The 24760-nt window shown below is 70.8% G+C and carries 25 protein-coding genes; 11 read left to right on the forward strand and 14 right to left on the reverse strand.

Going from position 1 to position 24760, the window contains the following annotated elements; genetic code table 11:
- The first annotated feature begins 11 nt into the window (after positions 1-11).
- Positions 12-731: a tetratricopeptide repeat protein gene (locus tag ACGF3C_RS11570; RefSeq protein ID WP_393221129.1), complete on the forward strand. Its 720-nt coding sequence runs from the start codon at positions 12-14 to the stop codon at positions 729-731.
- On the opposite strand, the gene ACGF3C_RS11575 is transcribed toward ACGF3C_RS11570, so the two are convergent.
- From ACGF3C_RS11575 to ACGF3C_RS11585, 3 genes are read right to left on the reverse strand one after another with little or no spacing between them, the layout of a single operon-like run.
- The gene (locus ACGF3C_RS11575) at positions 728-1444 is read right to left on the reverse strand and encodes an NAD(P)-binding domain-containing protein (RefSeq protein ID WP_357225058.1); all 717 of its coding nucleotides are present in this window, start codon (positions 1442-1444) and stop codon (positions 728-730) included. The genes ACGF3C_RS11570 and ACGF3C_RS11575 overlap by 4 nt on opposite strands.
- A 27-nt stretch (positions 1445-1471) precedes the next feature.
- Positions 1472-2500 carry an LLM class flavin-dependent oxidoreductase gene (locus ACGF3C_RS11580; protein WP_357225063.1) on the reverse strand — a complete coding sequence of 343 codons (1029 nt, stop codon included), beginning with the start codon at positions 2498-2500 and terminating at the stop codon, positions 1472-1474.
- Positions 2493-3542 carry an LLM class flavin-dependent oxidoreductase gene (locus tag ACGF3C_RS11585; protein WP_357206360.1) on the reverse strand — a complete coding sequence of 350 codons (1050 nt, stop codon included), beginning with the start codon at positions 3540-3542 and terminating at the stop codon, positions 2493-2495. Before ACGF3C_RS11585 ends, ACGF3C_RS11580 begins: the two co-directional genes overlap by 8 nt.
- A gap of 109 nt (positions 3543-3651) precedes the next feature.
- Here ACGF3C_RS11585 and ACGF3C_RS11590 point away from each other — a divergent pair, with 109 nt between their 5' ends.
- The 3 genes from ACGF3C_RS11590 to ACGF3C_RS11600 all read left to right on the forward strand — a co-directional run bounded on the left by ACGF3C_RS11590 (position 3652) and on the right by ACGF3C_RS11600 (position 6363).
- On the forward strand, positions 3652-4143 hold the full coding sequence (locus tag ACGF3C_RS11590) for a MarR family winged helix-turn-helix transcriptional regulator (protein WP_393221134.1): 492 nt from the start codon (positions 3652-3654) through the stop codon (positions 4141-4143).
- A 427-nt stretch (positions 4144-4570) separates the two neighbouring features.
- A complete protein-coding gene (locus ACGF3C_RS11595; protein WP_393221137.1) occupies positions 4571-5704 on the forward strand; it encodes a sensor histidine kinase in 1134 nt (377 codons plus the stop codon).
- The gene (locus ACGF3C_RS11600; RefSeq protein ID WP_357225081.1) at positions 5701-6363 is read left to right on the forward strand and encodes a response regulator transcription factor; all 663 of its coding nucleotides are present in this window, start codon (positions 5701-5703) and stop codon (positions 6361-6363) included. Before ACGF3C_RS11595 ends, ACGF3C_RS11600 begins: the two co-directional genes overlap by 4 nt.
- A 1-nt stretch (position 6364) precedes the next feature.
- Here ACGF3C_RS11600 and ACGF3C_RS11605 read toward each other — a convergent pair whose 3' ends face one another.
- The 3 genes from ACGF3C_RS11605 to ACGF3C_RS11615 all read right to left on the reverse strand — a co-directional run bounded on the left by ACGF3C_RS11605 (position 6365) and on the right by ACGF3C_RS11615 (position 8380).
- Positions 6365-6799 carry a DUF6223 family protein gene (locus ACGF3C_RS11605; RefSeq protein ID WP_393221140.1) on the reverse strand — a complete coding sequence of 145 codons (435 nt, stop codon included), beginning with the start codon at positions 6797-6799 and terminating at the stop codon, positions 6365-6367.
- A 159-nt stretch (positions 6800-6958) separates the two neighbouring features.
- Positions 6959-7444 carry a nitroreductase/quinone reductase family protein gene (locus ACGF3C_RS11610; RefSeq protein ID WP_393221143.1) on the reverse strand — a complete coding sequence of 162 codons (486 nt, stop codon included), beginning with the start codon at positions 7442-7444 and terminating at the stop codon, positions 6959-6961.
- Between the two features lie 177 nt (positions 7445-7621).
- The gene (locus tag ACGF3C_RS11615; RefSeq protein ID WP_393221146.1) at positions 7622-8380 is read right to left on the reverse strand and encodes a hypothetical protein; all 759 of its coding nucleotides are present in this window, start codon (positions 8378-8380) and stop codon (positions 7622-7624) included.
- A 347-nt stretch (positions 8381-8727) separates the two neighbouring features.
- Between ACGF3C_RS11615 and argS the strand changes: the two genes are divergently transcribed.
- Complete coding sequence (gene argS, locus ACGF3C_RS11620) at positions 8728-10446, forward strand: arginine--tRNA ligase (protein ID WP_393221149.1); 1719 nt, start codon at positions 8728-8730, stop codon at positions 10444-10446.
- Between the two features lie 21 nt (positions 10447-10467).
- On the opposite strand, the gene ACGF3C_RS11625 is transcribed toward argS, so the two are convergent.
- From ACGF3C_RS11625 to ACGF3C_RS11635, 3 genes are all read right to left on the reverse strand, one after another.
- On the reverse strand, positions 10468-10809 hold the full coding sequence (locus tag ACGF3C_RS11625) for a helix-turn-helix transcriptional regulator (RefSeq protein ID WP_238686609.1): 342 nt from the start codon (positions 10807-10809) through the stop codon (positions 10468-10470).
- A 189-nt stretch (positions 10810-10998) separates the two neighbouring features.
- The gene (locus tag ACGF3C_RS11630; protein WP_393221152.1) at positions 10999-12192 is read right to left on the reverse strand and encodes an endo-1,4-beta-xylanase; all 1194 of its coding nucleotides are present in this window, start codon (positions 12190-12192) and stop codon (positions 10999-11001) included.
- 347 nt (positions 12193-12539) lie between these two features.
- Entirely contained in the window at positions 12540-13370 is an 831-nt protein-coding gene (locus ACGF3C_RS11635) for a PIG-L family deacetylase (protein ID WP_357225112.1), read from the reverse strand.
- 189 nt (positions 13371-13559) lie between these two features.
- On the opposite strand from ACGF3C_RS11635, the gene ACGF3C_RS11640 reads away from it, so the two are divergent.
- On the forward strand, positions 13560-14465 hold the full coding sequence (locus ACGF3C_RS11640) for an alpha/beta fold hydrolase (RefSeq protein WP_393221155.1): 906 nt from the start codon (positions 13560-13562) through the stop codon (positions 14463-14465).
- Between the two features lie 4 nt (positions 14466-14469).
- Here the strand turns inward: ACGF3C_RS11640 and prfH are convergent, their stop codons facing one another.
- Together prfH and ACGF3C_RS11650 are read right to left on the reverse strand one after the other, a co-directional pair.
- Positions 14470-15084, reverse strand: a complete 615-nt coding sequence (prfH, locus tag ACGF3C_RS11645; RefSeq protein ID WP_393221158.1) for a peptide chain release factor H — start codon at positions 15082-15084, stop codon at positions 14470-14472.
- Complete coding sequence (locus ACGF3C_RS11650; RefSeq protein WP_393221161.1) at positions 15081-16268, reverse strand: RNA ligase RtcB family protein; 1188 nt, start codon at positions 16266-16268, stop codon at positions 15081-15083. The genes prfH and ACGF3C_RS11650 overlap by 4 nt, the downstream gene beginning before the upstream one ends.
- 172 nt (positions 16269-16440) lie before the next feature.
- On the opposite strand from ACGF3C_RS11650, the gene ACGF3C_RS11655 reads away from it, so the two are divergent.
- Positions 16441-16971: an adenylate kinase gene (locus tag ACGF3C_RS11655; RefSeq protein ID WP_357230012.1), complete on the forward strand. Its 531-nt coding sequence runs from the start codon at positions 16441-16443 to the stop codon at positions 16969-16971.
- A gap of 21 nt (positions 16972-16992) precedes the next feature.
- Here ACGF3C_RS11655 and ACGF3C_RS11660 read toward each other — a convergent pair whose 3' ends face one another.
- Complete coding sequence (locus ACGF3C_RS11660; protein WP_357230010.1) at positions 16993-17631, reverse strand: class I SAM-dependent methyltransferase; 639 nt, start codon at positions 17629-17631, stop codon at positions 16993-16995.
- 95 nt (positions 17632-17726) lie between these two features.
- Between ACGF3C_RS11660 and ACGF3C_RS11665 the strand changes: the two genes are divergently transcribed.
- On the forward strand, positions 17727-18506 hold the full coding sequence (locus ACGF3C_RS11665; protein WP_357230008.1) for an SDR family oxidoreductase: 780 nt from the start codon (positions 17727-17729) through the stop codon (positions 18504-18506).
- A gap of 9 nt (positions 18507-18515) precedes the next feature.
- Here the strand turns inward: ACGF3C_RS11665 and ACGF3C_RS11670 are convergent, their stop codons facing one another.
- Positions 18516-20747, reverse strand: coding sequence for a hypothetical protein (locus tag ACGF3C_RS11670; protein WP_357230006.1), 2232 nt, complete (start codon positions 20745-20747; stop codon positions 18516-18518).
- A gap of 143 nt (positions 20748-20890) precedes the next feature.
- Complete coding sequence (locus tag ACGF3C_RS11675) at positions 20891-21862, reverse strand: AraC family transcriptional regulator (protein WP_393221166.1); 972 nt, start codon at positions 21860-21862, stop codon at positions 20891-20893.
- 84 nt (positions 21863-21946) lie between these two features.
- On the opposite strand from ACGF3C_RS11675, the gene ACGF3C_RS11680 reads away from it, so the two are divergent.
- The 3 genes from ACGF3C_RS11680 to ACGF3C_RS11690 all read left to right on the forward strand — a co-directional run bounded on the left by ACGF3C_RS11680 (position 21947) and on the right by ACGF3C_RS11690 (position 24738).
- Complete coding sequence (locus ACGF3C_RS11680) at positions 21947-22915, forward strand: SDR family NAD(P)-dependent oxidoreductase (RefSeq protein WP_393221169.1); 969 nt, start codon at positions 21947-21949, stop codon at positions 22913-22915.
- Between the two features lie 58 nt (positions 22916-22973).
- A complete protein-coding gene (locus ACGF3C_RS11685; RefSeq protein ID WP_357230000.1) occupies positions 22974-24122 on the forward strand; it encodes an FUSC family protein in 1149 nt (382 codons plus the stop codon).
- A 91-nt stretch (positions 24123-24213) separates the two neighbouring features.
- Positions 24214-24738 carry a hypothetical protein gene (locus ACGF3C_RS11690; protein WP_357206694.1) on the forward strand — a complete coding sequence of 175 codons (525 nt, stop codon included), beginning with the start codon at positions 24214-24216 and terminating at the stop codon, positions 24736-24738.
- Positions 24739-24760 lie beyond the last annotated feature (22 nt).

The following is a 24760-nucleotide window of genomic DNA, read 5'->3' on the forward strand; positions in this document are numbered from 1 at the left end:
GAGGAAGACCTGTGAGCTTCAGCGAGAACGTCCGCTCGGCCTTCCGGCGGGGCGAGACCGACGCCGTGGTGCGGATGAGCGAGGCCGAGATCGAGCGGGCCCAGGCGGCCGGCGACCTGGCGGGCGAGGTGGAGGCCCGCTACAGCCTCGCCCGGGTCGCCATTCGCGGCGGTGACCTGCCTGGTGGCGAGGCACGGGCCCGGCAAGCTCTCGCGGTGGCGCTGCGCTCCGGCGACCGGGCACTGGAGGAACGACCGAGGCACGTGCTGGCCGCCGTCGCGAGGATGTCCGGTGACCTGCTCCGCGCCCGGGACCTGTACCGGGAGAGCATCGCGCTCAACGAGGCGCTCGGCCAACCCAGGACGGTCAACTCCGAATTCCACAACCTCGCGTTCTGCGAGCTGGGGCTGGGCAACCTGGACGTGGCCCGTACGCTGTTCGCCGAGAACCGCGAGCGGGTGTTCCACAACGGCTGGGCCGACTTCGTGCCGTACGTCTGCGTCGCGGGCGCCGCGCTCGCGACCGCCGAGGGGGACCACTCCCGCGCGGCCAGGATGATCGGCGTCGCCGATGCCGCGTTCGCGGCACTCGGCCAGGTGCCGGACCCGGACGACGCCGCGGACCTCGCCAGGATGCGCGCCGCCGCCACCGAGGCGCTGGGCCCGGCCAACTTCGACCGGGAGTACGCCGTGGGCCGGCACCAGGAGCCCAGGGCGGCCTTCGGCGCCTAGGCGGCCTCGGGTGAGGTCGAGGCTCGGGCAGCGGTGATGATCCGTCCCCGCTCCGACTCCGGGAAGCGGTCGAGCATGGCGCGTACCTCGTCGGCGCTCACGTTGGCGCCGAACAGCTCGCTGCCCGGTTCGAGTCGTACCCCCTCGGCCAGTGGGCCGGCGACGACCGGGTCGAAGCCGAGCGCGTCGACCAGGGCCGCGACCTCGGTGAGGCCGGCGTCCTCGTCGCCGGCGATCGCGATGGCCTTGCGGCCGGTCGCCCCCGCCGGCCGGGCCTCGTCCTCCAGGTCGTGATAGCCCATGTGGTTGAACGCCTTGACGACGCGTGAGCCGGACAGGAACGCCTGGACTGTCTCGCTCGACGAGGTCCGCGGGTTGGTGAGGTCGTCGCGGATGCCGTCGATCTCCCACCAGTAGTTCATGGCATCGACGACGAGCTTGCCGCGTAACGCCTCGGCGGGAACGCTGCGGTACTTGCCCAGGGGCAGGGCGAGGATGACGACGTCGGCGTCGGCCGCCGCGTCGACCGCCGTGGTGGCCTCGGCCCCCGGGGCGAGGACCTCGACGGTGAGGGCGATCTTCGCCGGGTCGCCGGAGCCGGCCACCCGTACCCGGTAGCCGGCGGCGACGGCGAGCCGGGCGAGCACAGTGCCCACCTTGCCGGCCCCGAGAATGCCGAGGGTCGTGGGCCGGCTCCGGTCGTTGTCGTTCATGTCGTCCTCTCGCTGGGGAAGTGCTGATCAGGCCAGCAGTTCGCGGACCATGGGGATCACCTTCGAGCCGTAGAGTTCCACCGCGCGCATCCGGGCGCTGACCGGTTGCGCGCCGGCCGAGTAGATGAGGTCGAACCGGCCGACGCCGAGGCTGCGGATGGCACGGGCCATCCGGCGGGCCACCGTCTCCGGTGAGCCGATGTAGAGGGAGCCGTTCTCCACCTCGGAGTCGAACTCCTGACGGCGGATCGGGGGCCAGCCCCGCAGTTTGCCGATCCGGTCCCGCATGATCCGGTAGTGCGGCCAGTAGATCTCCTTGGCCTGCTCGTCGGTGTCGGCGATGAAGCCCGGCGAGTGCATGCCGACCGGGTGCGCTGTGGTGCCGAGCTGATCGGCGGCCCTGCGGTACAGGTCGATGTAGGGCGCGAAGCGCTCGGGGGCGCCGCCGATGATGGCGAGCATGAGCGGCAGCCCGTACTGGGCGGTGCGGACGACCGACTGCGGCGAGCCACCCACACCGACCCAGGTGTCCAGGTGACCCGACTCGGTCTTCGGGAACACGTCGGCGTTCTCGAGCGGGGCACGCAGGGTGCCGCTCCAGGTGACCGGCTTCTCGTCGAGCAACTTGACGAACAGTTCGATCTTCTCCTCGAACAGCGTGTCGTAGTCGCGGAGGTCGTAGCCGAAGAGGGGGAACGACTCGGTGAACGAGCCGCGACCGAGGATGACCTCGGCTCGGCCGTTCGACAGCGCGTCCACTGTGGCGAAGCGCTGGAACACCCGTACCGGGTCGTCGGAACTCAGCACTGTCACGCCGGAGGCCAACCGGATCCGCGAGGTGCGGGTGGCGATTCCGGCCAGCACCGTCTCCGGTGTGGAGACCGAGTACTCGGGCCGGTGGTGCTCGCCCAGGGCGATGACGTCGACCCCGAGTTGGTCGGCGAGCACGGCCTCGTCGACGACCTGCCGGATCGCCGCCGCGTGGGAGACGAGTTTGCCGTTGTCGTCCTCCGGTACGTCGCCGAACGTGTCCAGGCCGAACAGCAGATCAGACATGGTTGGGCTCCTTAGCCAGCAGCTCCCGGACCCGCGGCGCGACCTCACTGCCCAGCAGTTGGATGGTGCGCGCCCGTGCCTCGCGGGGCAGGTGCATGATGTCGTACTTCAGGTCGAAGCGGCTCAGTCGCAGGTCGCGAGCGACAGTGGCGATCTTCTGCGCCACCGTCTCGGGCGAACCGACGAAGAGCGCCCCGTGGTCGATTTCCGCCTCGTAGCGCGCGCGGTCCGGTTTGTAGAAGCCGCGTTCCGCGGCCAGGGCCGCCACCACCGGCTGCCAGTACCGCCACCACGTCTCCACCGCCTCCTCGTCGGTGTCTGCGACAAGGCCGAGTGAGTGCTGCCCGATTGGCTGCAGGGTATGCCCGAATTGTTCGAGCGCTCTGGTGTAGAGGTCGACGTGACCGGCGAAGCGTTGGGGCCGTCCGCCGATGATTGCGAGCATGAGCGGCAGCCCGTGCCGGGCGGCGCGGATCACCGAGTTCGGGCTTCCCCCGACACCGATCCAGGTCGGGATGCCGCCCGGCTGCATCCGTGGGTGCAGCCGCTGTGCGGCCAGTGGGCTCCGTACCGTGCCGGACCAGGTGACCGGTTCGTCCTGTTGAAGCCGCAGGAAGAGGTCCAGCTTCTCCTCGAACAACCGCTCGTAGTCGGCCAGGTCGTACCCGAACAGCGGAAACGACTCGGTTGCGGATGCCCGGCCAAGGACGATCTGGGCGCGGCCGTCGGAGACGGCGTCCAGCGTGGAGAACTCGTGGTAGAGCCGTACCGGGTCGTTGGTGCTGAGCACGGTGACCGAGGTGCCGAGGCGAATTCGCTCGGTCGCCGTCGCGACTGCCGCCAGCAGCACCGGTGTCGCCGAGTCGTTGTGGCCCTCGCGGTAGTGCTCACCGACGCTGAACACGTCGAGTCCGGCCGACTCGGCGAGCCGTGCCTCGTCCACGAGTAGCCGTACGGTCTCGGCGTCGCTCAGGACCCGGTCGCCGTCGGTGGCCACCTCCCCGAACGAGTTGAGCCCCAGCTCGAAGTCTGCGGCTGCCATCGTCTCCTCCTCGGTGCAATCCGCCGGCGACCCACGGGAGCAGGCCTACCGGTTGACGTGTCAATGATGCTAACTTGGCGATTGACACGTCAATTCCCGGGAGAGTGAGATGACGGAGGCCACACCCGGCGGGCGGGGCGGACGCCAACTTCCGACCGCCGACGAGCTACGCATCTGGCGGGACTTCATCGAGACGACGGCAGCGCTCGGCTCCCGGCTCGAGTCCCGCCTACAGGGCGACTCCTCGCTCTCGACCGGAGACTACGCAGTGCTCCTCGCTCTCAGTGAGGCTGAGGGCGAGGCGATGCGGTCGTCCGAACTCGCCTCGCACATCGGGTGGGAGCGGAGCCGGCTCTCCCACCACCTCGGGCGGATGGAGCGGCGTGGCCTCATCCGCCGCCAGGAGTGCGCCACGGTTCCCCGTGGGGCGGAGGTGCTGCTCACGAAGGCCGGCGGCGAGGCGTTCAGGGGAGCCACCTTTCCCCACCTGCGCGCCATCCGGGAGTTCTTCGTCGACGCCCTCACGCCGGAGCAGATCGTCGCGGCCGGCGAGATCGCCACGGCGCTGCGAGCGCAGCTCGACTCCCTGGGCAAGGGCTGATCACCGCCGATCCATAACCGCGAGTGCGCAAGCGATTGCCGAGAGCTACGCCCGGGTGGTCCAATCCTCCAGAAAAAGCCTGCTCCGCCGCCTGGCAGGTATGTCCATGAGGGAGGCCGCCACCGCAGAGGCCCACCGCGTTCGACCGGGCCAACCCGGCCCCGGGCGTACGGAGTCGGTGCTGCCGGAGCTGCGGGAGATGTGGTGGGTCCGTACCGGTGTGGTGGCCGCGACGCCCGGCAGGATCGCATCGAGGCCGCCGCCGGCCGCGCCGTCGCCCACGACATGATCAACGAACTTCCACTTGGGTACGAGACCGGATCTTCGTCCTGCACCACGACGCGAACCTGGCCGAGGGCAGCCAGCACACCTGAACCGTCCAGTCGGACCTTCTCCCGCTCATTCGCGGGAGGCTAGGCTTCGGCCCATGTCAGGGTGGCGGGGCCGGACGGCGGACGTGCTCCTGGTGCCCGCCGTGGGTCTGGTCGCCGTCGTCGGCCTGGTGGTGCAGTCGCGCGGCATCGCCACCGTCGCCGAGTGGGCGGCGCTGCTGGTGGTGCTGCTCTCCACCGGCGCGCTGTACGTCCGCCGACGTCACCCGGTGCCGGTGGGCGTCGTGGCGCTGGCTGCCATTGGCGCGTACGGGGCGTTGCTGCACCGGCCCGGCCCGATCATGCTGGTGTTCGTCGTCGCGCTCTACACCGTCGTCGACGAGGGACATCTCGCGGTCGCCATCGGGCTCGGTCTCGCCTCGGTGATCGCCTTCGCCGTGGCGGACAGCTACAACCGCTCCCCGAACACCATGAACGGGGCGACGCTGCTGCACGCCGGTTGGCTCGTCGCGGTCATCGTCGGCGTGACCCGCAACCGCCGCGCCTACCTCGCCGAGGCGCAGGCCCGAGCGGTCGTCGCCGAGCAGCGGATGGAGGAGGAGGCCCGACGACGGGCCACCGAAGAGCGGCTACGCATCGCCCGGGAGCTGCACGACGTGCTCGGCCACCACCTGTCGTTGATCAACGTGCAGGCCAGCGCCGCGTTGCACCGACCCGACCCGGCCCGGTCCGAACAGGCCCTCACCGCGATCAAACAGACCAGCAAGGAGACGTTGAGTGAGTTGCGCGCGACGCTGGGCGCACTGCGGCAGGCCCCGGCGGTCATGCCCGCACCCGGTCTGAACCGCCTCGGTGATCTGATCAGGACGGCCGCTCGGCCGGAGTTGGAGATCCGTACCGAGCTGGCCGAGACGCGGTCGCTACCGCCGGAGGTCGATCTGGCGGTGTATCGGATCGTTCAGGAGGCGCTCACCAACGTGGCGCGTCACGCGCGTGCCACCACCGCAGTCGTCCGGGTCCGGCGCGATCACGACGACGTGCTCGTGGAGGTCGAGGACGACGGCACCGGTCAGCCGGGTTCGCCGGGCAGCGGGATCCTCGGAATGCGGGAGCGGGCCCTGGCACTCGGCGGGTCGTTGACCACTGGCGCGCAGCCGGACGGGGGCTTCCGGGTCCGCGCCCGGCTGCCGATGCGACCCGACCCGGCACCGGTGGGGGAGCAGATGTGATCCGGCTGCTCCTCGTCGACGACCAGACCCTCGTACGCGCCGGCTTCCGGTCCATCCTCGACGGTGAGGACGGTCTCCAGGTGGTCGGCGAGGCCGCCGATGGATTCGAGGCGGTGCGGCTGGCCCGGCACCTGCGACCCGATGTCGTCCTCATGGACATCCGGATGCCCGGGCTCGACGGCCTGGCCGCCACCGGTGAGATCGTCGCGCACTCCGATGCTCGCGTCATCATCCTGACCACGTTCGACCTGGACGATTACGTCTACGGCGCGCTGCGTGCCGGTGCCAGCGGCTTCCTGGTCAAGGACACCGAGCCAGCGGAGTTGATCCACGGAGTGCGGGTGGTGGCCCGGGGTGACGCGTTGATCGCGCCGTCGATCACCCGGCGGTTGATCGCCGAGTTCGCGGCCCGGGCCAAACATCCCGACCCCGGGCCGCGACTGAGCGTGCTCACCGAGCGGGAGCGTGAAGTGCTGACGCTGGTCGCCGCCGGCCTCTCCAACGACGAGATCGCGGCACGGTTGGTGCTGAGCCCGGCGACCGCCAAGACACATGTCAGCCGGATCATGACCAAGGCCCATGCCCGGGACCGAGCCCAGTTGGTGATCCTCGCCTATGAGTCCGGTCTGACCGTGCCGGGTTGGCTCGCTCGCTCCTGAGTCAGCCCGCCAGGCGGCCGGTGCGGCGCGCGCGAACCAGGGCCAGCCCGCCGAGCACCACCGCGGCCAGTCCGACCGCGAGCGCCACATAGGCCCCGCCTCGCCCGTTGCCCGTGCCGATGCCACTGTCGGCGGTGGCCGCCACCAGCCCGCCGAGCGCCATACCGATCAGCCCCGTCGCCAGGGCCAGGACGGCTCCGAGGCTCCCCGAGCCGGTGCCGAGCCGACTGGCGGGGCGGGCCACTGCCAGTCCTCCGATGATCGTGCCGGCCAGCCCCAGCAGGACGGCCACAGTGGCCCCGAAACGCCCGGAACTCATGGATAGAGCAGTGGCTGCGCTTGGCTGGGCGGACACGTGCGCGGCTGCCGGTACGGCCAGCTCGATCCCCGCGAGCGGGGCGGCTACGGCGGCGGCGAACAGGTGACTGACAGACATCGTGGATCCCCTCGGTCGCATGGCGAATACAGGTGGCAGCCTAGGAAGCAACCAGCTGGTGAGTCGTCATGCCGGAGTTGCCGATGGGCCTACCACCCGGGATGTACGCGTCCGGCACCTCGTACCGCCTCAGTTGTCCGGCGGGTACGAGGTGCGCGCTCACGCCACGTCGTCGTCACCCGATGCGGGCTCCAGCACCACCACTGTCGTCTCCGACGATCGCCGTGCCGCGTGGGCGTCGAAGTTCTTGTCGGCCGCGCGCCACCGTGGCCACAGTCGCGACCGTTCGTCGTCGGTGGCGACGCGACCGCGCACCAGCCGGCGCCCGTCGGCCAGCTCGACGGACGCGTCCGGATGGGCCTGGAGGTTGAGCCACCAGGCGGGGGCACCCTCGCCCCACCCGTTCATCGCCACCCCGACCAGGTTCGGGCCATCCTCGAAGTACGCGATGATGACGCTGCGCTGTTGGCCGGTGCGGCGACCGGTCGTGGTCAGGCGCAACGTGCCCCACCGGTGCTCGCGCGGTCGCCACAGCCCGACCCGGCTGCCGCTGACCCGGTACATGCCCCGGTGCACCGACCAGGCCAGCCGGATGAACCACCGCGGCGGAAGCCACGGCGCCTTCGTCTCCTGACCGTCCGACATGACGACCTCCTCCACCGACCAACGCTGATGGCCCGGGTGGCTGCTTCACACTGTCGCGATTGCCACTGTGGACCGGAATCCCCAAGTCTTCCGGCGCGAGCGCGACTCGCGTCGAGGTGTCCATGATTCGACCGAGGATCGAACCGATCGGTGGAAGCCCGCGTCGGAACGGGCGGGTTACCGCTGCCAGGCGTCGATGGCGCGTACGCCGTCGCGGACGACCCGGTCCAGGATGGCGGGGTTGCCGCTGGTGCCCTCCCACCCCTGGTCGTCGAAGACCGTCACCGTGCTGTCGACGCGGGCCACCGCGATCTGGCTGGACGCGGTGTCGCCGGTGCGTTCGCCGTTCAGGCTCGTCTCGGGCCACGTCCGGGTCAGCAGCAACGCCTCGTCGCCGACCCCGGGCAGCGCCTTACTCTTGACGGTGACGCGGTTTCCGGACTGGTCGTACGAGGGGCACGCCTGCACGGCGGTGCGGAGCCGGCTCAGGTAACCCGGGGCGCCGTCGCCGTCGAAGGTGAAGATGGTCTGGTGGATCATTCCCTGCGGCACGTTGCTGGAGGGCTCGCCGGCCTTCTGGTAGGTGACCGTCATCGCGGCGCTCGCGGTGACCTGCCGGCCGCCGGTGCCGAACTCGTTGCCGCACAGCTTCGGCAACGCCTCCTCGACAGGCGTCGTCCGTCGCGGGGACTTCCGTAGTTCGGCGGGCAACTCGACGAAGGCCGAGGTCGGGATCGTCACCGGGGTGCTCGCGCTCGGCGATGGCGGATCTGTCGGGGGCACTGACGTCGACGCGGTGGCCGGTGCCGTGGTCGCCGGGGCAGAGCCGGGCGGATCCTCGGTGGCGGTGCAGGCAGCGGCGGCCAGCGTGACGGCGCCGAGCAGCGCCAGCGCGCGTCGTGTACGGGCCATCGGCAGTGGTGCGTGTCGGCTCATCATCACCCCTTGTCTGTCCCGATGCAGTTCCCTGGGCCGAGTCGACCGAAACGACCAGGCGACGTTTCGGGCATCGCCCGGACCACGGGAATTCGCGTGTCGTCGCGTCGGCCGGGCCGCTAGGCTGCCCGGCATGACCAGCGTGATCGCTCAGTGCACCGGACTGTCGTGTGACGTCCAGGTCGGTGCGGGGCGACGCCGGCGATCCGTCGCCCGCCCGCGCTGACCTGTTACCTGCGACCGGCGGATCGAGCCGCCGGTCGTTCACTGGTCGTCCTCGGTCCGCCCGTATCTCCCCCGTCAACGGCTCGCGTGGCAGCGCGGGTCCGAGCGAGATCGGCGTACTCATGGATCTTGAGAAGTTGTTGTCCGACCGGCTGGCACCGGCGTTCGCGGCGGTGGCCGGTGGCCCGGTCGATCCGCTCGTGCGGCGGTCTCCGCGTGCGGACTTCCAGTCCGACGCGGCGCTGGCGCTGGCCCGGCGGCTCGGCCGCCCGCCGCGCGACATCGCCGCGGCGGTGCTGGCGCGCGCGGTGCTCGACGACGTCGGGGTGTCGGCGGAAGTGTCCGGGCCGGGCTTTCTCAACCTGACGGTTGCCGACCGGGCCCTGGCCGACCTGGTCGCCGGGCTGGCCGGTGACGCCCGGCTCGGCGTGCCGTCGACGGGGACGCCGCAGACAGTGGTGGTCGACTACTCGGCGCCCAACGTGGCGAAGGAGATGCACGTCGGGCACCTCCGCTCCACGATCATCGGCGACGCGGCGGTGCGGCTGCTGGACTGGCTCGGGCACCGGGTGGTGCGGGTCAACCACCTGGGTGACTGGGGGACACCGTTCGGCATGCTGATCGAGCACCTGATCGACCTCGGCGAGGCCGAAGCCGCGCAGAACCTGTCGATGGGGGACCTGGACACCTTCTACCGGTCAGCCCGGGTGAAGTTCGACGCCGACGAGGCGTTCCAGGAACGGTCGCGGCTGCGGGTGGTCGCGTTGCAGCGTGGTGACGAGCGGACCCGCCGGTTGTGGCGGCTGCTGGTGACGCAGTCGGAGCGGTACTTCCTGACCGTGTACGACCTGCTCGACGTGACCTTGTCCGCTGCCGACTTCCGGGGCGAGAGCGCCTACAACGACCTGCTCGCGGGCGTCGTCGACGACCTGGACCGGCTGGGGCTGCTGCTGCCCAGCGGTGGGGCCGAGTGCGTCTTTCCGCAGGGGTTCATCGGCCGGGACGGCGAACCGCTGCCGCTGATCGTGCGCAAGAGCGATGGTGGGTACGGCTATCCGGCCACCGACCTGGCCGCGCTGCGGCAGCGCGTCGGCGAGCTGGGCGCCACCCGGCTGCTGTACGTCGTCGGCCTACCGCAGCGGCAGCACTTCGCGATGGTGTTCGCCGTCGCCGAGGCGGCCGGCTGGCTCTGCCCGCCGGCCCGGGCCGAGCACCTCGGCTTCGGGTCCATCCTCGGCGGCGACGGGCGGATGCTGCGCAGCCGGGCCGGTGAGTCGGTGAAGCTGGTCGGGCTGTTGGAGGAGGCGGTCGCCCGCGCCACCGAGCTGGCCCGGAGCAGGAACCCGGATCTGGACGCCGGGACCGCCGCCGAGATCGGCCGTGCGGTGGGCATCGGCGCCATCAAGTACGCCGACCTGTCCGTCGACCGGACCAAGGACTACGTCCTGGACTGGGAACGGATGTTGGCGATGGACGGCAACACCGCTCCCTACCTTCAGTACGCGTACGCCCGGATCCGGTCCGTGCTGCGGCGGGCCGGGACCGTCGTGCGGCCGGACGCGCCCATCGTGGTGGCGCAGCCGGCGGAGCGGGCGCTCGCGGTCGAGCTGCTCGGCTTCGCCGCTGTGGTCGGCGAGCTGGAGCGAAGTCTCGAGTTTCATCAGCTCGCCGGTTACCTGCACCGACTCGCGACGGCGTTCAACGCGTTCTATGAGCGCTGCCCGGTGTTGCGGGCCACGGATGAGCTGCGGGAGAGCCGGCTGCTGCTGGCCGAGTTGACCGCCCGGGTCCTGCGGCAGGGGCTGCACCTGCTGGGCATCCGCACGGTGGAGCGGATGTGACGCGCCGGCCTGCGGGCCCGGTCAGCGGGCCCGCTTCGTCGCCCGCTTCCGAGGCGGCGTCAACAGGTCGGCGATCTGCGCGATCGCGGAGGGCACCAGGCGGTAGTACGCCCAGACCCCGCGCTTGTCGCGTTCGAGGAGGCCGGCCTCGGTGAGGATCCGGAGGTGATGACTCACCGTCGGCTGGGAGAGATTCAGCGCCGCGGTGAGGTCACTCACTGAGGCCTCACCTTCCGGCGCGGACTGGATCAGGCTGAGCAACCGGAGTCGCGCCGGATCGGCGAAGGCCTTCAGCACCCCCGCTAGCCGCTCGGCATCGGCCCGCTTGATGGGATCGCCGGTGAGCGGCGAGATCGCAGGCATGGCAGTTTTCGCAGTTCCCACGCCTGCAATAGTGACACCAACACCATCAATAAACCGGCAGATCCGGCACCAGCCCTCCGATGGCGTCCGGATGGCGCGACGGAACCACCGAACGTGAGTCGAACGGCGACGTCCGTGGCGGCACACGGGCCGTGTGGAGCTTCGGGAAGCTCCACACGGCCCTGGGCGTCAGCGGCGGGGTTTGGGTGCGATGCGGGGCAGGACGTACGGCGGCCCCGCGAAGATCAGATCGGACTTCAACTCCTGGTACGCCCGCTTGGGCTGGTAGTTCTCGTCGTAGATGGTGGCCAGGCCCTCCGGTGGGTCGTTGAACGTGCCCGGCACCCACGAATGGTTGTCACTGAAACCCCAGACCGTGTACGACAGGCAGCTTCGGACGGCGAGGCACGCCTTCATCAGCACGCTGAAGTTGGCGGCCGACGCCTGTAGCCGGGGGTTGATCTCCTCGGAGTTGCCCGCCTGGACGCCCTCCGTCAGCTGGCTGCGGACGTCGACCTCGGTGAACGCGGTCGCGACGCCGAGCCCGCTGAACTTCTTCAGCGCGGCGGTCACCTGGAGGGTGTCGAAGTTGCCGTACTGGGTGCCCAGGTGGCCCTGGGCGCCGACTCCGTCGATCGGGACGCCCTGAGCGCGCAGGCTCTTGGTCAGGTCGTAGACGAACTGGGTCTTGTCGTCGGCCGGGTTGCCCGAGCCGAACGCCTCGATGTTGTAGTCGTTGTAGAACAGCAGGGCCTTGGGGTCGGCCGCGCGCGCCCAGCGGAACGCGTCGGCGATGTAGCCGGGCCCGAGGTTCTGCGCCCAGAAGCCCTTGTAGTGCAGGGTCGACGGGGTGTCCCACGGGTCGCTGACCGCCTCGTTGACCACGTCCCACTGCCAGATCTTGCCCTTGTAGCGGTTCACCACAGTGGTGATGTGCTTGCGCAGCAGCTCGCGTAACTCCTGCTTGCTGATGGAGCCGTCGGCGACGCCGCTGGTCAACCAGGCGGGCAGCTGGTTGTGCCAGACCAGCACGTGACCGCGCACGCTCTGCCGGTTGCGCTTGGCGAAGTCGACGAACTGGTCGGCCGGCCCCCAGTTGTAGGTGCCGCGGGTCGGCTCCAGGCTCTCCCACTTCATCACGTTCTCGGCGGTGACCGAGGTGAACTCGGAGGAGGCCAGTCTGCGGTACTGCGGGTCGCCGGCGTCGTTGAGTGCATCCATGCTCACCGCGGTGCCGACGTGCAGACCGTGGCGCAGGCCGAGGGTGCCGAGGCTCTGCGTCGTGGGGTCGTACGGTCGACTCGCGGTCGCCGGCACCGTGTTCAGCGTGGCGATGGTCGCGACGGCGACCAGGCCGACGCTCGACCACTGTCTCAACTTCATGTGCCTGCCCTTCCAGATGATCAATAGATAGATGTCGATCTAGGAGGTGAGGGTCCGGTCCTGCTCGGGTGGAGACGCGAGATGGCTGGGTGACGCCGGTGGTTCCGGCCGAAACCGGAAACTTGCTCGAAACGTTAAGCCGATCTATGTCTGGGCGTCAACGCTGAAAACTTCCGGAAATTCATCACATGACCTGCCCGGCAGTGAGTGGTCGGCCGGCGAAACTTTCGGCGACCGGAGGCCGGAGGTCGGCGACCGGTTCGGGTGGTGAGGTCGTTCGCGGCGCACGCCACCAGACACCGTCGAACCGGTGGCCGACGATGTCTGGTGGCGCTACCGAAGAGTGATCAGCGCAGACCGGCGAAGAGGTCGTCCTCGGGGGTCGGCGCGCCCGTGCGGTCCCGCACCCGCAGGAAGGTCTCCACGCCCATCAGCTCGGTGAACCGCTCCTGGCCCAGTTGCAGGAAGAAGATGTTCTCGGTCTGACTGGCGTGCGTGGCCAGCGCGGCGAACTTCTGCGCGCCGTACTTGCTGGTGTCGACCCAGGTGGTGATCTCGTCGTCGGGCAGACCGAGCTGCGGCCCCGGCTCCGACTCCGCGTCCGGCTCGGCCCACTCGACGCCGAGCTCCTTCATGATCCGACCGAACTCCGCGAACGCCGTACGCGGCACAGTGGTCCAGTAGACCTTCGCCGGGACGTCCGTCTGCTCGACAGCGGCCATGGTGATCCGATGCGCCTGGATGTGGTCCGGGTGGCCGTAGAAACCGTTCTCGTCGTACGTGACGATCACGTCCGGCCGATACTGCCGAATCAGCTCCGCGAGCCGGGCCGCCGCCTCCGCCACCGGCGTGATCCAGAACGCGCCGGGCTGGTCGTTCGTCGGCCAACCCATCATCCCCGAGTCGGCGTAGCCGAGGGTTTCCAGATGGGTGACGTTCAACGTCGCGCAGCTGGCCTCCAGCTCGGCCTGGCGCATCGCCACCACGGCGGCCGGGTCGTGCCCCTCCTCGCCCGGCTTGACCCCACCCGGGCCGTCTCCACATCGCCCGTCGGTGCAGGTCACGAGCACCGTCGTGACCCCTTCGGCGGCATAGCGGGCAAGGACGCCGCCGGTGCTCGTCGCCTCGTCGTCGGGGTGGGCGTGCACCGCCATCAGGGTCAGAGGTCGCTCAGCCATGCCATCACCCTACGGTCATCCGGCTACAGCCCCACGACCTCGACCGCGAACATCCCCGGGAGCGGGGCATCGTACCCAGTCCGGCATCCGTCGAGCGGTCCTTGTGTGAACGGCGCTCAGGCTCCGGGCAGGTAGCTAGATTCGGGCGTGATCGGCACATCCGAGCAGGTCCGGAAGCGGGAGAAGTCAATGGCAAAGGCCGCTGGCGGGTTCACCGACCTGCGACAGATCGACGCCGGAGTCCTGAACGTCGGATACGTGGACGCCGGTCCGCCCGACGGGGACGCGGTGATCCTCCTGCACGGCTGGCCCTACGACATCCACAGCTTCGCCGACGTCGTACCGCTGCTCACCGCGGCCGGCAAGCGGGTCGTCGTCCCCTACCTGCGGGGCTACGGCACGACCCGGTTCCTCTCCGACGACACGATGCGAAACGGCGAACCGGCGGCCATGGGGCTCGACCTCATCGCCCTGATGGACGCCCTGAACATCGACACCGCGAAGCTCGCCGGGTTCGACTGGGGCGCGCGGACCGCCGACGTCGTCGCCGCGCTGTGGCCCGAACGCTGCCGGGGGCTGGTCTCGGTCAGCGGCTACCTGATCGCCAGCCAGGAGTCCGGTAAGGCGCCGCTGCCGCCGAAGGCGGAGTTGGCGTGGTGGTACCAGTACTACTTCGCCACCGAGCGAGGGCGGGAGGGTTACGACAAGAACAGGCGCGCCTTCAACAAGCTGATCTGGCACACCGCGTCCCCCCAGTGGACGTTCGACGACGCGACGTACGACCGCAGCGCGGCGTCGTTCGACAACCCCGACCACGTCGACATCGTGATCCACAACTATCGGTGGCGGATGGCCCTCGCCGACGGCGAGGCACAGTACGACGACATCGAGAAGCGCCTGGCCACGCAACCGAAGATCACCGTGCCCAGTATTTCCATGGAGGGCGACGCCAACGGCGCGCCCCACGTCGAGCCCACCGTCTACGCCAAGCAGTTCACCGGCCAGTACGAGCACCGGACCGTCGGCGGCGGTGTCGGGCACAACCTGCCGCAGGAGGCGCCGCAGGCATTCGCTGACGCCGTGCTGGAGGTCTGAGCCGCTAGCGCGTCGGACGTTCCACCCGGATCGGGTCGCCGCGAACCAGCCTGTCGTGGACGCGCCACCGGGCGGTGGTGACGGCACGCCGCGCCGCCTCGTCGCCCTGCTCGATGCAGTGGCGCAGCAGGTCCAGGGCGATCCGACGGTTGAGGCTGAACTGCCGCTCCTCGTCCACGACGACCACCAGGCCCGAGGGGCGGTGCGTCGCGCGTACCGCCGTGCTGGCCTTGTTCCGGTGCTGACCCCCCGGCCCACCGGTGCGGCAGGCGACGATGTCGACGTCCGCCTCGCGAAACGTCGTGGGCCGAGCGTCGCGTTCGGGCGGCTGGGCGGTGACGTACCAGTTCTTCCGGCCGACGCCTGACCGGTACGGGCTCGGGGCCTGCCAGCACAGCGTCCCGGTCCACGAATCAGCGAACGCCTCGGCGTCCACGCCGGAGATCCCGATCAACACCGACCGGTGGGTGCCGGCGCGGTCACCGGGCACCGCCTCGACCTGCTGGATCGTCAGACCTCGGCGGACGCCCTCGTCGCGCAGCCGGTGCAGCAGTTGACTCAGTGCCCAGGCGCACTCCTGCGGCCCACGTCCGGCCGACAACAGCAGGAACGCGGTCATGAGTGGCCTCGCCGGCCGCGGTGGCCCCGCCGCTCCGGGCGTGCGGCGGACCCGAGGTCGGGCGTCTTGTAGGTGACCACTGGCGTCGTGCTGACCACCGGGGTGGCCAGCCGGTGTTCGACCAGGTCGGCGATCACCTGCTCGATGCGCTTGTACGCCGTGGGCGCCTCCTCGAAGAGCAGTTGCCGGTCACCGCACACCACCAGCGAACCCACCGGGGTACGGCGTAGCTCCTCGACCGTGTGCTTGGCCCTGCCCCGCCGCAGGGCGTCGGCGCGCGACATCTTGCGGCCGGCGCCGTGGGCCACCGAATGGTTGGCCTCCGGCCCGGCGTGCGCGGCCACCAGATAGGACGCCGTTCCCCGGGTGCCGGCGATCAGGACGTCGCGACCGTCACCCGGCGCCGCGCCCTTGCGGTGCAGGTAGACCCCGTCCCGGACCTCGACCAGGTTGTGGCACTCATCGACGATCGGCGCGGTGGGTTCGGCCCCCAACGCGTGCGCCACCCGGGCGGCCAGCACCCGGCGGTTGAGGGAACCCCAGCGCACGGCGTCGTCGTGCCTGCCCAGGTAGGCGGCGGGGTCGGGGGCCGCCCCGGCGCCGTGGACCTCGGTGTGCGCCCGAAGGATCCGCTCGCCCAGACCACGGGAACCGCTGTGCACGATCAGCACGAGATCGCCGGCGTCGAGCCCGAGCCGGCCCGCGTGCCGCACGTCGAGGACGGTGTCGACGCGGGCCAACTCCACGAAGTGGTTGCCCCGACCCACCGTCCCGAGGCCGTCGAAATGGCCGGCTGGAACGTCACAGTCGACGGCGGCCCAGGCGGGGTCGTCGGCGTCGCGTACCGGGTCGAGCGCCTGGTCGAGGTCGGGGAACCGGGCGGCGAGCCGTTCCGGTACGGCCCGCTTGAGCTTGATCGGAAACACGGCGATGCCGCAGCCGATGTCGGAGCCCACCAGGAACGGGTACAGCACTGTCGACGCCATGGCCGCGCCGATGGGCGCACCCTTGCCGGGGTGCAGGTCCGGCATCGCGGCGACGTGCCGCATGCCGTCCAGGGCGGCGACCTGCTGGCACTGTGCGAGCGCATCGGACTCGATCCAACTCGCGGGAGAGGCGAACACCGTGACGGTGGCCGGGGCGGACGGGGGCAGGGGCTCCCGAGGGAGGTGGTGCTGGGACAAGGAGGCTCATCTCTGGCTGCCAACGTGAAAAGCGGACGGCGTCACGGCCCCCGGGAGGCATCACCGGTGGCGCGGAGCAGGGGTGGAGTCCGTCAGTACGTCATGGACGTCACTCTGGTCGAGGCGCGCCAGGCACGACAACTGATTTTTCTTCACGACGTACGCTGCCGCGATGAGCGCACCGCGTCGCATCCTGGTCTACGGGGTGTACGGCTCCGGCAAGTCCACCCTCGCGGCGCGATTGGCCGAACACCTCGGACTGCCCTGGTATCCGGTCGACGACCAGCTCTGGCAACCGGGCTGGGTCGAGGTGCCGGTCGCCCAGCAACGCAGCCGGATCGAGGAGATCTGCCGACGGGACCGCTGGATCATCGACGGGGCGTACCACGGTTGGCGGGACGTCCCGATGGCCCGCGCCGATCTGGTCGTCGGCCTTGACTATCCACGGTGGCTGTCGTTCGGGCGGTTGCTCCGCCGCACCGTCCGCCGGGTGGTAACCGGCGAGGTGATCTGCAACGGCAACCGCGAGTCGCTGAGCAGTGTGCTGTCCTCGGACTCGATCCTGGTGTGGCACGTCACCGCGTTCGGCCGGGCCCGACGGCGGATGCGGGCCTGGCAGGCCGACCCGTCCGCGCCGCCCGTGGTGTTGCTGCGCTCGCCGGCGGAGCTGGAGGTCTGGCTGGCCGGGCTGCCCCGCCGGTGAGCGGTGCGATCGACGGCGGTGTCAGGCCGGCCTGAGCGCGCGGCCGAGGACGCAGGGGGAGGAGGGGCTGTTGCTGGTGGCCGGGAAACGGAACCTGCGCAGCTGCTGCACCTCGAAGCCGGCCGCGCCGATGGCGGCGACGGTGTCGCGGTTGGTGTGGCAGCCGGCGAACAGCTTCGGCCACAGCGTGGCGTCGAGGAGTCGTTGGGCGCGGTACAGACCACCGGCACCCTCGGCGGCCACGTGCTCGAAGAACCGCACCTCGCCTCCGGGGCGCAGCACCCGGCTGATCTCGGCCAACGCGCTCGCCTGATCGAGCACCGTGCACAACACCAACGCGACCACCGCCGCGTCGAACTCGCCGTCCCCTGCGGGCAGCGCCTCGGCCAGACCGTCGACGACGGTCACCGGGACCGGCGCGGTCGACGCGGCGCGCTCGGCGGCGGCACGCAGACGTCGCTCCGGTTCGACCGCGTAGACCTGGGTCACCCCCGGCGGGTAGTGGGCGAACATCAGCCCGTTGCCCGCACCGATCTCGATCACCCGGCCGGACAGGCCGGCGACCAGCTCCCGCCGGAACGCCGCGGTGCCGGCGCGCTCCATGGCGACGCTGAGTCGCTCGTAGACCCGGGCGAACACCGGGTGGGACACCGTGGCCACGTCGACCTCCTGATCTCCGTCGAACGCTTCTCCGGCGATTGTCCTGCATCCGCGCACGCTTTCCGTCTTACTGGTTGGCAGCACGATCCGACCCAGTGCAGACAGGACGTGGTACGACAATGAAGATCGTCGTCATCGGGGGCAGCGGCCTCATCGGTTCCAAGCTCGTGGAGCGCCTCGGCGCCCAGGGCCACGAGGTGGTGCCGGCATCGCCGAAGACGGGCGTCAACACCCTGACCGGCGAAGGGGTGGCCGACGCGCTCACCGGCGCCGAGGTCGTCGTCGACGTGTCGAACTCGCCGTCGTTCGAGAACACCGCCGTACTGGAATTCTTCGAGACCTCGACCCGGACGCTCCTCGCCGCCGCGTCCGACGCCGGGGTGAACCACTACGTGGCGCTCTCCATCGTGGGGTGCGACCGGATCCCGGACAGCGGGTACATGCGCGCGAAGGTCGCCCAGGAGAAGCTCATCGTCGCGTCCGGCCTCCCGTACTCGGTGGTGCACGCCACCCAGTTCTTCGAGTTCCTCAAGGGCATCATCGACACCGCCACGGACGGCGACACCGTGCACCTCGCGCCGGTGCTCATTCAGCCGATGGCCGCTGACGACGTCGCTGCCGCGGTCGCCGAGGTCGCGCTCGGCGCGCCGACGAACTCCGTGGTCGAGGTCGCCGGCCCGGAGCAGTTCCGCCTCGACGAACTGGGCCGAACCCTCCTCGCCGACCAGCAGGACCGTCGTTCGGTGGTGGCCGACCCCGACGCCAGGTACTTCGGCGCCAAGCTGGGCGAACGCTCACTCGTCCCGGCCGACGGCGCCCGCCTCGCCGGCACCGCTCTGGACGACTGGCGTACGCGGGCGGGCCGGGGAAACTGAGCCGGCCCGCTACCTCGACGGCCCGGGCGGGTCGCCCCGCCGATCGAGGCGCCGCACCAACTCCTGTACCGCCTCGATGAACGGCTCGTCGGACTCGCCCGGCCAGTGCCCGTGGATGGGTGGGGCGACGCTGTCTCCGGGGGGCGCCACCACGTCGACGGGATCACGCTGTCGGCGATCCACACTGGTAGCCGGGTCGTCGGTGGTGGCCGCCGCGGGTGAGGTACGCGGGGAGAAGATCCAGCCGCCGATCGGGTCGGTGTCGCGCCACAGGTTCACCCACCGCCAACCCACCCGGCGGCCGATCTCGTGCAGTGCCGCGTCGTCGACGTAGGCGGGAAAGAGCCGCGCGTAGAGGCGGCGCAGCGGTGATCCGTGGGTGAGCAGGGCGACCCGGTCGCCGATCTGCGGCGGCAGTTGGAGCACCGTGGCGGCGAGCAGGACCGAGCCGTGGCTGTGCCCGGTGAGCAGCACCGCGTCGCCGCGTTCGACGAGGTAGGTGATCCGGCGGGCCAGTTCCGGCACGGCCCGCTCCGAGTAGCAGGGCGGTGAGAACGGGTGGGCGGCCCGGGGCCAGAAGGTGCCGAGGTCCCAGAGCACACCGATGTACCTGCGGTACGGCTCGGTCCGGTACGCGAAGATGCCCCCGATGATCAGGCCGAGGATGATGGCCGCGATCGTCCAGCTACCAACCGCGATGCCGAACGTGACCGCGTCGGCCGGCAGCCCCAGGGTCTGTTCGATGAGGTCGCCCGGGAACTGCCCCAACAGGCCGACGGTGGTGGTGGCAGTGGCGAGCCCGGCGAGACAGCCGTAGAGCACGGCCAGCGGCAGCAGCTTCTCGGTGAAACGAGCCCGGGCTATCGCGTCTCGGACCTGCCGTAGTCGGCGTCCTGCCTCGGGCGGCGGGTCCGGGAAGTCGCGTGCGACTATCGCCGCCCCGGCCCGGCGTCGACCCCGGCGGGAGATCAGGACGACGAGGCCAGTGGCGATCACCGTGACCAGCAGGGCGCGGAAGAAGCCGAAGATGGCCCAGGTGTAGGCCCGGGGCGGACCGGAGGCGATGCCCGCGCCGGTCGACACGTCGCGGTCCAGGTAGTCCGCCACCCGGTAGACCAGTTCGGCGGAGTACGCCACCGCCATGCTGATCCCGGTGGCCGCGACCACGAGAGCGCCCAGCCCGAACAGCGGGGTGGCGCCGTGCTCCCGGCGCCGGTGCCAGAGCAGCACCACGCCCAGGGCGACCAACAGCGTCGTCTGGGACACGAACAGACCGGCCAGGGTCGGGTCGTAGCCGGGGAGCGCCTGCTCCTCCGGCCAGGGTTGCGGACTGGTCAGCACATGCGTCACGACGGCGACGGTCAGGAGGATGGCAGCGGTCCGGAGGGTACGGGTGACCCGGTCGAGCCGCTTGTCGCCGGGGGCCCTGTCCATCAGCGGCGGTGTGCAGAGCAGCGCCACGCAGCCGGTCAGGATCACCCCCATGATCGCCGTCAGCGCGATAGTGGCCGCCGAAGCGTCACTCGCGGCGCGGGCCAGGAGCAGGGCGAGGTCCAGCGTCGCGAAGGCCGCCGTGACATGGATGGCCCGCAACCGGCCCACCAACGGCTCGGCGTCCCACTGGCCCACGGTGCCGAGCCGAGGAGCGGAGGTGCCCTGATCGGGTTCGCGAAACGCCTCGAACGTCCGGCCCGGCCGGCAACTGACCCGCCAGATCAGGCCGATCGCGGCGGCCGGGACGAGCGCGAGCACCGCCAGCCGCAGTCCGACCGGCCGTCCACCCAACCAGGACAACCAACTGCGTCCGGCCAGACAGTCGGGGGAGGCCAGGCACTTCCAGCCGACGAGATCCAGGGCGACGCCGACGATGGCGAGCACGTACAGCACGGTGAGCGTGAGCGCCAGCACCCGGCAGAGGGACTTGACCACCGCCTCGGAACGGGGGTTCGCCGGGCGCATCCAGATCGCGACGTTGACCAGCATGAAGGGGAGCAGGAAGACCACCGCCAGGGTGCGGGCCACGGTCCCGGAGGGCAGGTCACCCCAGCGGTACGCCTCAAGCGTCACCCCGTGCTCGCCGGTGCTCTCCGAGTACCGGGGGCGCGGCCGGTAGAACCCGCCACTGCGGTCACCGGCGACCTGCGCGGTCTGTTGCAGGTCCAGCACCTGCGCGGCGCTCGCGCCGGAGACTCCGTGCACCCGTAGCTCCACGACGTCGCCGGAGTCGTCCGTCCCACTCAACCGCGTTGATCCATCCGACGTCCCCCCGAGGCGTCTCGCAGCCCTTGTCCGTGATCCGACGCCGATGCCACGCGTCGGGTCGCCGGTGACGGCAGAGCCGGGTCTACCCGATCCGGACGCCCCCAATCTCCGCCGGCGGGGTGCTACCGCCCCGGCAGGGCCCGACCGGCGGTCACCGTCGGTTCGGGTACGGCGCTCCGGGCGGTGTTCGCCAACTCGGTGCGGTAGGCGCGCGGCGAGAGGCCGGTGGTGCGCTTGAAGGCCACGCTCAGCGCGCTCTCCGAGCCGTACCCGACGGCCTGGGCGATGGTGGCGACGGTGTCGGAGCTGCGCCGGATGCGGTCGGCGGCGAGCTCTATCCGCCACCCGGTCAGGTACTCCAGCGGGCCCACCCCGACGATCTTCTTGAAGCGGGCCGCCAACGTCGACCGGGAGACGGTCGCCGCCCGGGCGACCTCGTCCACCGTCCACTGGTGTGCGGGTCGCTCGTGCATCGCGCGCAGCGCGGGAGCGACCACCGGGTCGGTGAGACCGGCCAGCCACCCGGAGCCGGGCCGCTCGTCACGGGCCAGGTGCAGCCGAAGGATCCGGATCAGCAGGACGAGCGCCAGATGCTCGGCGACGAGGTGGGAGCCGAGTCGCGTCGATCGCAGTTCCGCGTCGATCTCGCCGAGGGCCCACTGGACGGTCCCGGCCTCCGGGGTGTCGGCGGGCACGTGGATGACCGGCGGAAGGTTGTCCAGCAGAAGGCCGCGTGCCCGCCCGCCAAGGGTGAAAGCGCCGCCGATGAGGAACACGTCGTCACCGTCGCCGACGTGCGCCACCCCGTTGGTGGCGGCGGCGAAGATGGGGTACGCGGGCTGGACCGGCACCTCGGGATCGCTGAAGAGGGTGTAGGCCGCCGGTCGGGTCAGCAGGAAGCAGTCGCCCGCACCGAGGTCGATCGGCTCGGCGTGGCCGTCGACCCGCAGCCAACATCGGCCCCGCCGGACGGCGTTGAACTTGACCCCGGCCGGGGGGTCGAAACCGACTGCCCAGCGTCCGCCTCCGACCAGACCGGCGGAGACGTGGCTCGTCGCGCCGAGCAGGGCCAGGACATCCTCCAGCGGATCCATCCCCACCTCTTCTGGACGCTCACGAAAGTATGACGGACTCCAGACTATAGGCAGTCCGATCCGAGCGTTCGTAGCCTGGGTGTCATGACAGCGAATCCACGCCTCACCACCCCGTTCAACGCCCGCACCACGGCCGCCGAGGTCCTCCATGGTGTTGACCTCACCGGACGCCGGATGATCGTCACCGGGGGCGCGTCCGGCATCGGTGTGGAGACGGTGCGCGCGTTGGCCGGGGCCGGCGCCGAGGTCACCATCGCGACCCGGAATCCTCGGGCGGCCGACCGGCTAGCCGAGGAGTTCGCCACCGACGCCACGGTGGGCACGGTCCGGTCGTCCGCCCTCGACCTTTCCGACCTGGCGTCGGTCGACGCCTTCGTCGCGGCCTGGCAGGGCCCGCTCGACGTGCTGGTGGCCAACGCCGGAATCATGGCGATCCCGACCCGCCAGCTGACCGCCGTGGGCTGGGAACTCCAGCTCGCGACGAACCACCTCGGCCACTTCGCGCTGGCCCTGGGGCTGCACGACAGTCTGCGGGCCGCCGAGGCGGCACGGGTCGTGATGGTCAGCTCCGGTGCACACCTTGCCGCGCCGTTCGACTTCGACGACCCGCAGTTCGAGCGGCGCCTGTACGACCCGTGGTCGGCCTACGGTCAGTCGAAGACCGCGGAGGTCCTGCTCGCGGTGGGAATCACCCGCCAGTGGGCGGCCGACGGGATCACCGCGAACGCCCTCAACCCCGGGTACATCTTCACCAACCTCCAGCGCCACATCGACGACGACACGATGCGGGCGATGGGCGCGATGGACGAGGCGGGCAACCTCATCGAGGCGGAGTACTACAAGAAGCCCGACCAGGGCGCGTCGACAACAGCGCTGCTCGCCGGCTCACCCCTGCTCGACGGGGTCGGCGGTCGGTACTTCGACGACAACCAGGAGGCCGAGGTCATTCCGGGTGGTCCCGACGCCACCGGCGGAGTCGCCGCCCACGCGCTGGACCCGGCCGCGGCCGACCGGCTCTGGGCGTACGCCGAGAAGACGCTCGCCTCACGCTGAGGACGGCCGGGCCGTGCCGGGCGAGGATTGAGCCGGTCGTGGCGGGGTAGGTGCCGCCATGGTCGCTGCCGGTCGGCGCGGAGCGGACGTGGGCCCTTCGACCGTCGTCCGGCTCCTGGACCGCGTGGTGGCCGCCCTACGCGAGCGGGTCAACCGGGTACGCACCATCGGCGGCCTCGCCGTGCAGGCCGGCTTGGCCGCCGGGCTGTCCTGGTTCGTGGCGCACTCGCTGCTGCAGGTGTCGCAGCCGGTCTTCGCGCCGATCTCCGCCGTCTCGACGCTCGCCGCGTCGGTCGGCCAGCGGTTGCGTCGCACCGTCGAGCTGATCATCGGGGTCACCGTCGGCGTGCTGATCGGCGACCTGCTCCTTGTGGTGATCGGCACCGGTTGGTGGCAGCTCGCCCTGATCGTTCTGCTGGCGATCGTCGTCGCGCTCTTCCTCGCGGGTAGCGCGGCGGTGGTGATCCAGGCGGGGGCGACGGCGGTGCTCATCGCCACGCTCAGCCCGACCGTCCGGGATCTGGAGATCCCCCGGTTCGTGGACGCGCTCGTCGGGGGAGGGGTGGCGCTGCTGGTCACCGCCGTGTTGCTGCCGCTGAACCCGCTGCGGGTGCTCAACCGGGCCGCGCGGCCGGCGTTGGACCTCCTCGCGGCCCAGCTCGACGCCACGGCCGAGGCGCTGACCGAGCGGGATGCCGCTCGGGCCCGTACCGCCCGGGGTGAGCTGCGGCAGAGCGCGGGCCGGTTGAAGGCGTTCGTCGAGGCGACCCAGGGCGCCCGGGAGGCGAGCACCCTGTCGCCGGTGTACTGGCATCAACGGCGCGGGCCGGTGGGCCGCTACGCGCAGGCCGCGGAGCCGATCGACCGGGCGATGCGCAACAGCGGCACCCTGATCCGACGATCGGTGACGCTCATCGAGGACGGCGAACCGGTACCGGAGTCGTTGCCGACGGCGGTGGCGGATCTCGCCGAGGCGGTCCGCCTGCTGAAGCGGCAGTTCGCCGCCGGCGCCGAGCCGAACCGGGCTCGCGAGCAGGCGCTGCGGGCGGTCCGGACTGCCGGGCACGCCTATCGGGACGGTGTGGGCTTCTCCGGCGCGGTGGTGGTGGCGCAGGTCCGGACGACCGTCAGTGACCTCCTGGTCGCCTCCGGGTTGAGCCAGGAGGACGCGAATCACCTGGTCCGGAGGCTTTTCGGCGACCTCTGAGACTTGACTGATCCCCGGCGGTGCCAGTTCGTGGCATCTTGCTGAGCCATGACTGTTGCGCCTTGAGCCAAAATGGTGCCATGATGGTGCCATGGAGCTGAGGTCATACGTCGAGAACCTGCGTAACGAGTTCGCCCTTGCCGCCGAGGGCGTGGACCCGGAGGCCCGGGCGTTGGCCGAACGACTCTTCGCGCAGTTGGAAGCGGCCACCCGTCTCACGCTGCTCGAAGCGCTGTCCGACGCGGCCGACGAGATCACCCGCGATCTCGCACCGGGCTCGGTGCACGTTCGGCTGCGCGGGCGCGAGCCCGACTTCGTGGTGGCACCCGCCAACCTGCCGGTCGAAACGGCGAGCGAGGCGAGCGGCCCGCCGCCGCTGTCGGTGCCGGTGTCCGCACCCGAGGGTGACGAGGGCGGCACCTCACGGATCAACCTGCGGCTGCCCGACCACCTGAAGGCCAGCGTCGAGGAGGCCGCCGGGCGCGCCGGGCTCTCCGTCAACGCCTGGTTGGTGCGCGCCGTCGCCGGTGCCGTCGGTGGGGGCGAGGCGGAGCGTCGTCCGCCCCGCCGTCCGGAGCCGCGCTTCGGCCAGCATTTCACCGGTTGGGCCCGCTAACCCCCTCGTACCCCACCTCATC

It is taken from the genome of Micromonospora sp. NPDC047762, assembly GCF_043204655.1.
In the GTDB taxonomy this organism is placed as follows: domain Bacteria; phylum Actinomycetota; class Actinomycetes; order Mycobacteriales; family Micromonosporaceae; genus Micromonospora.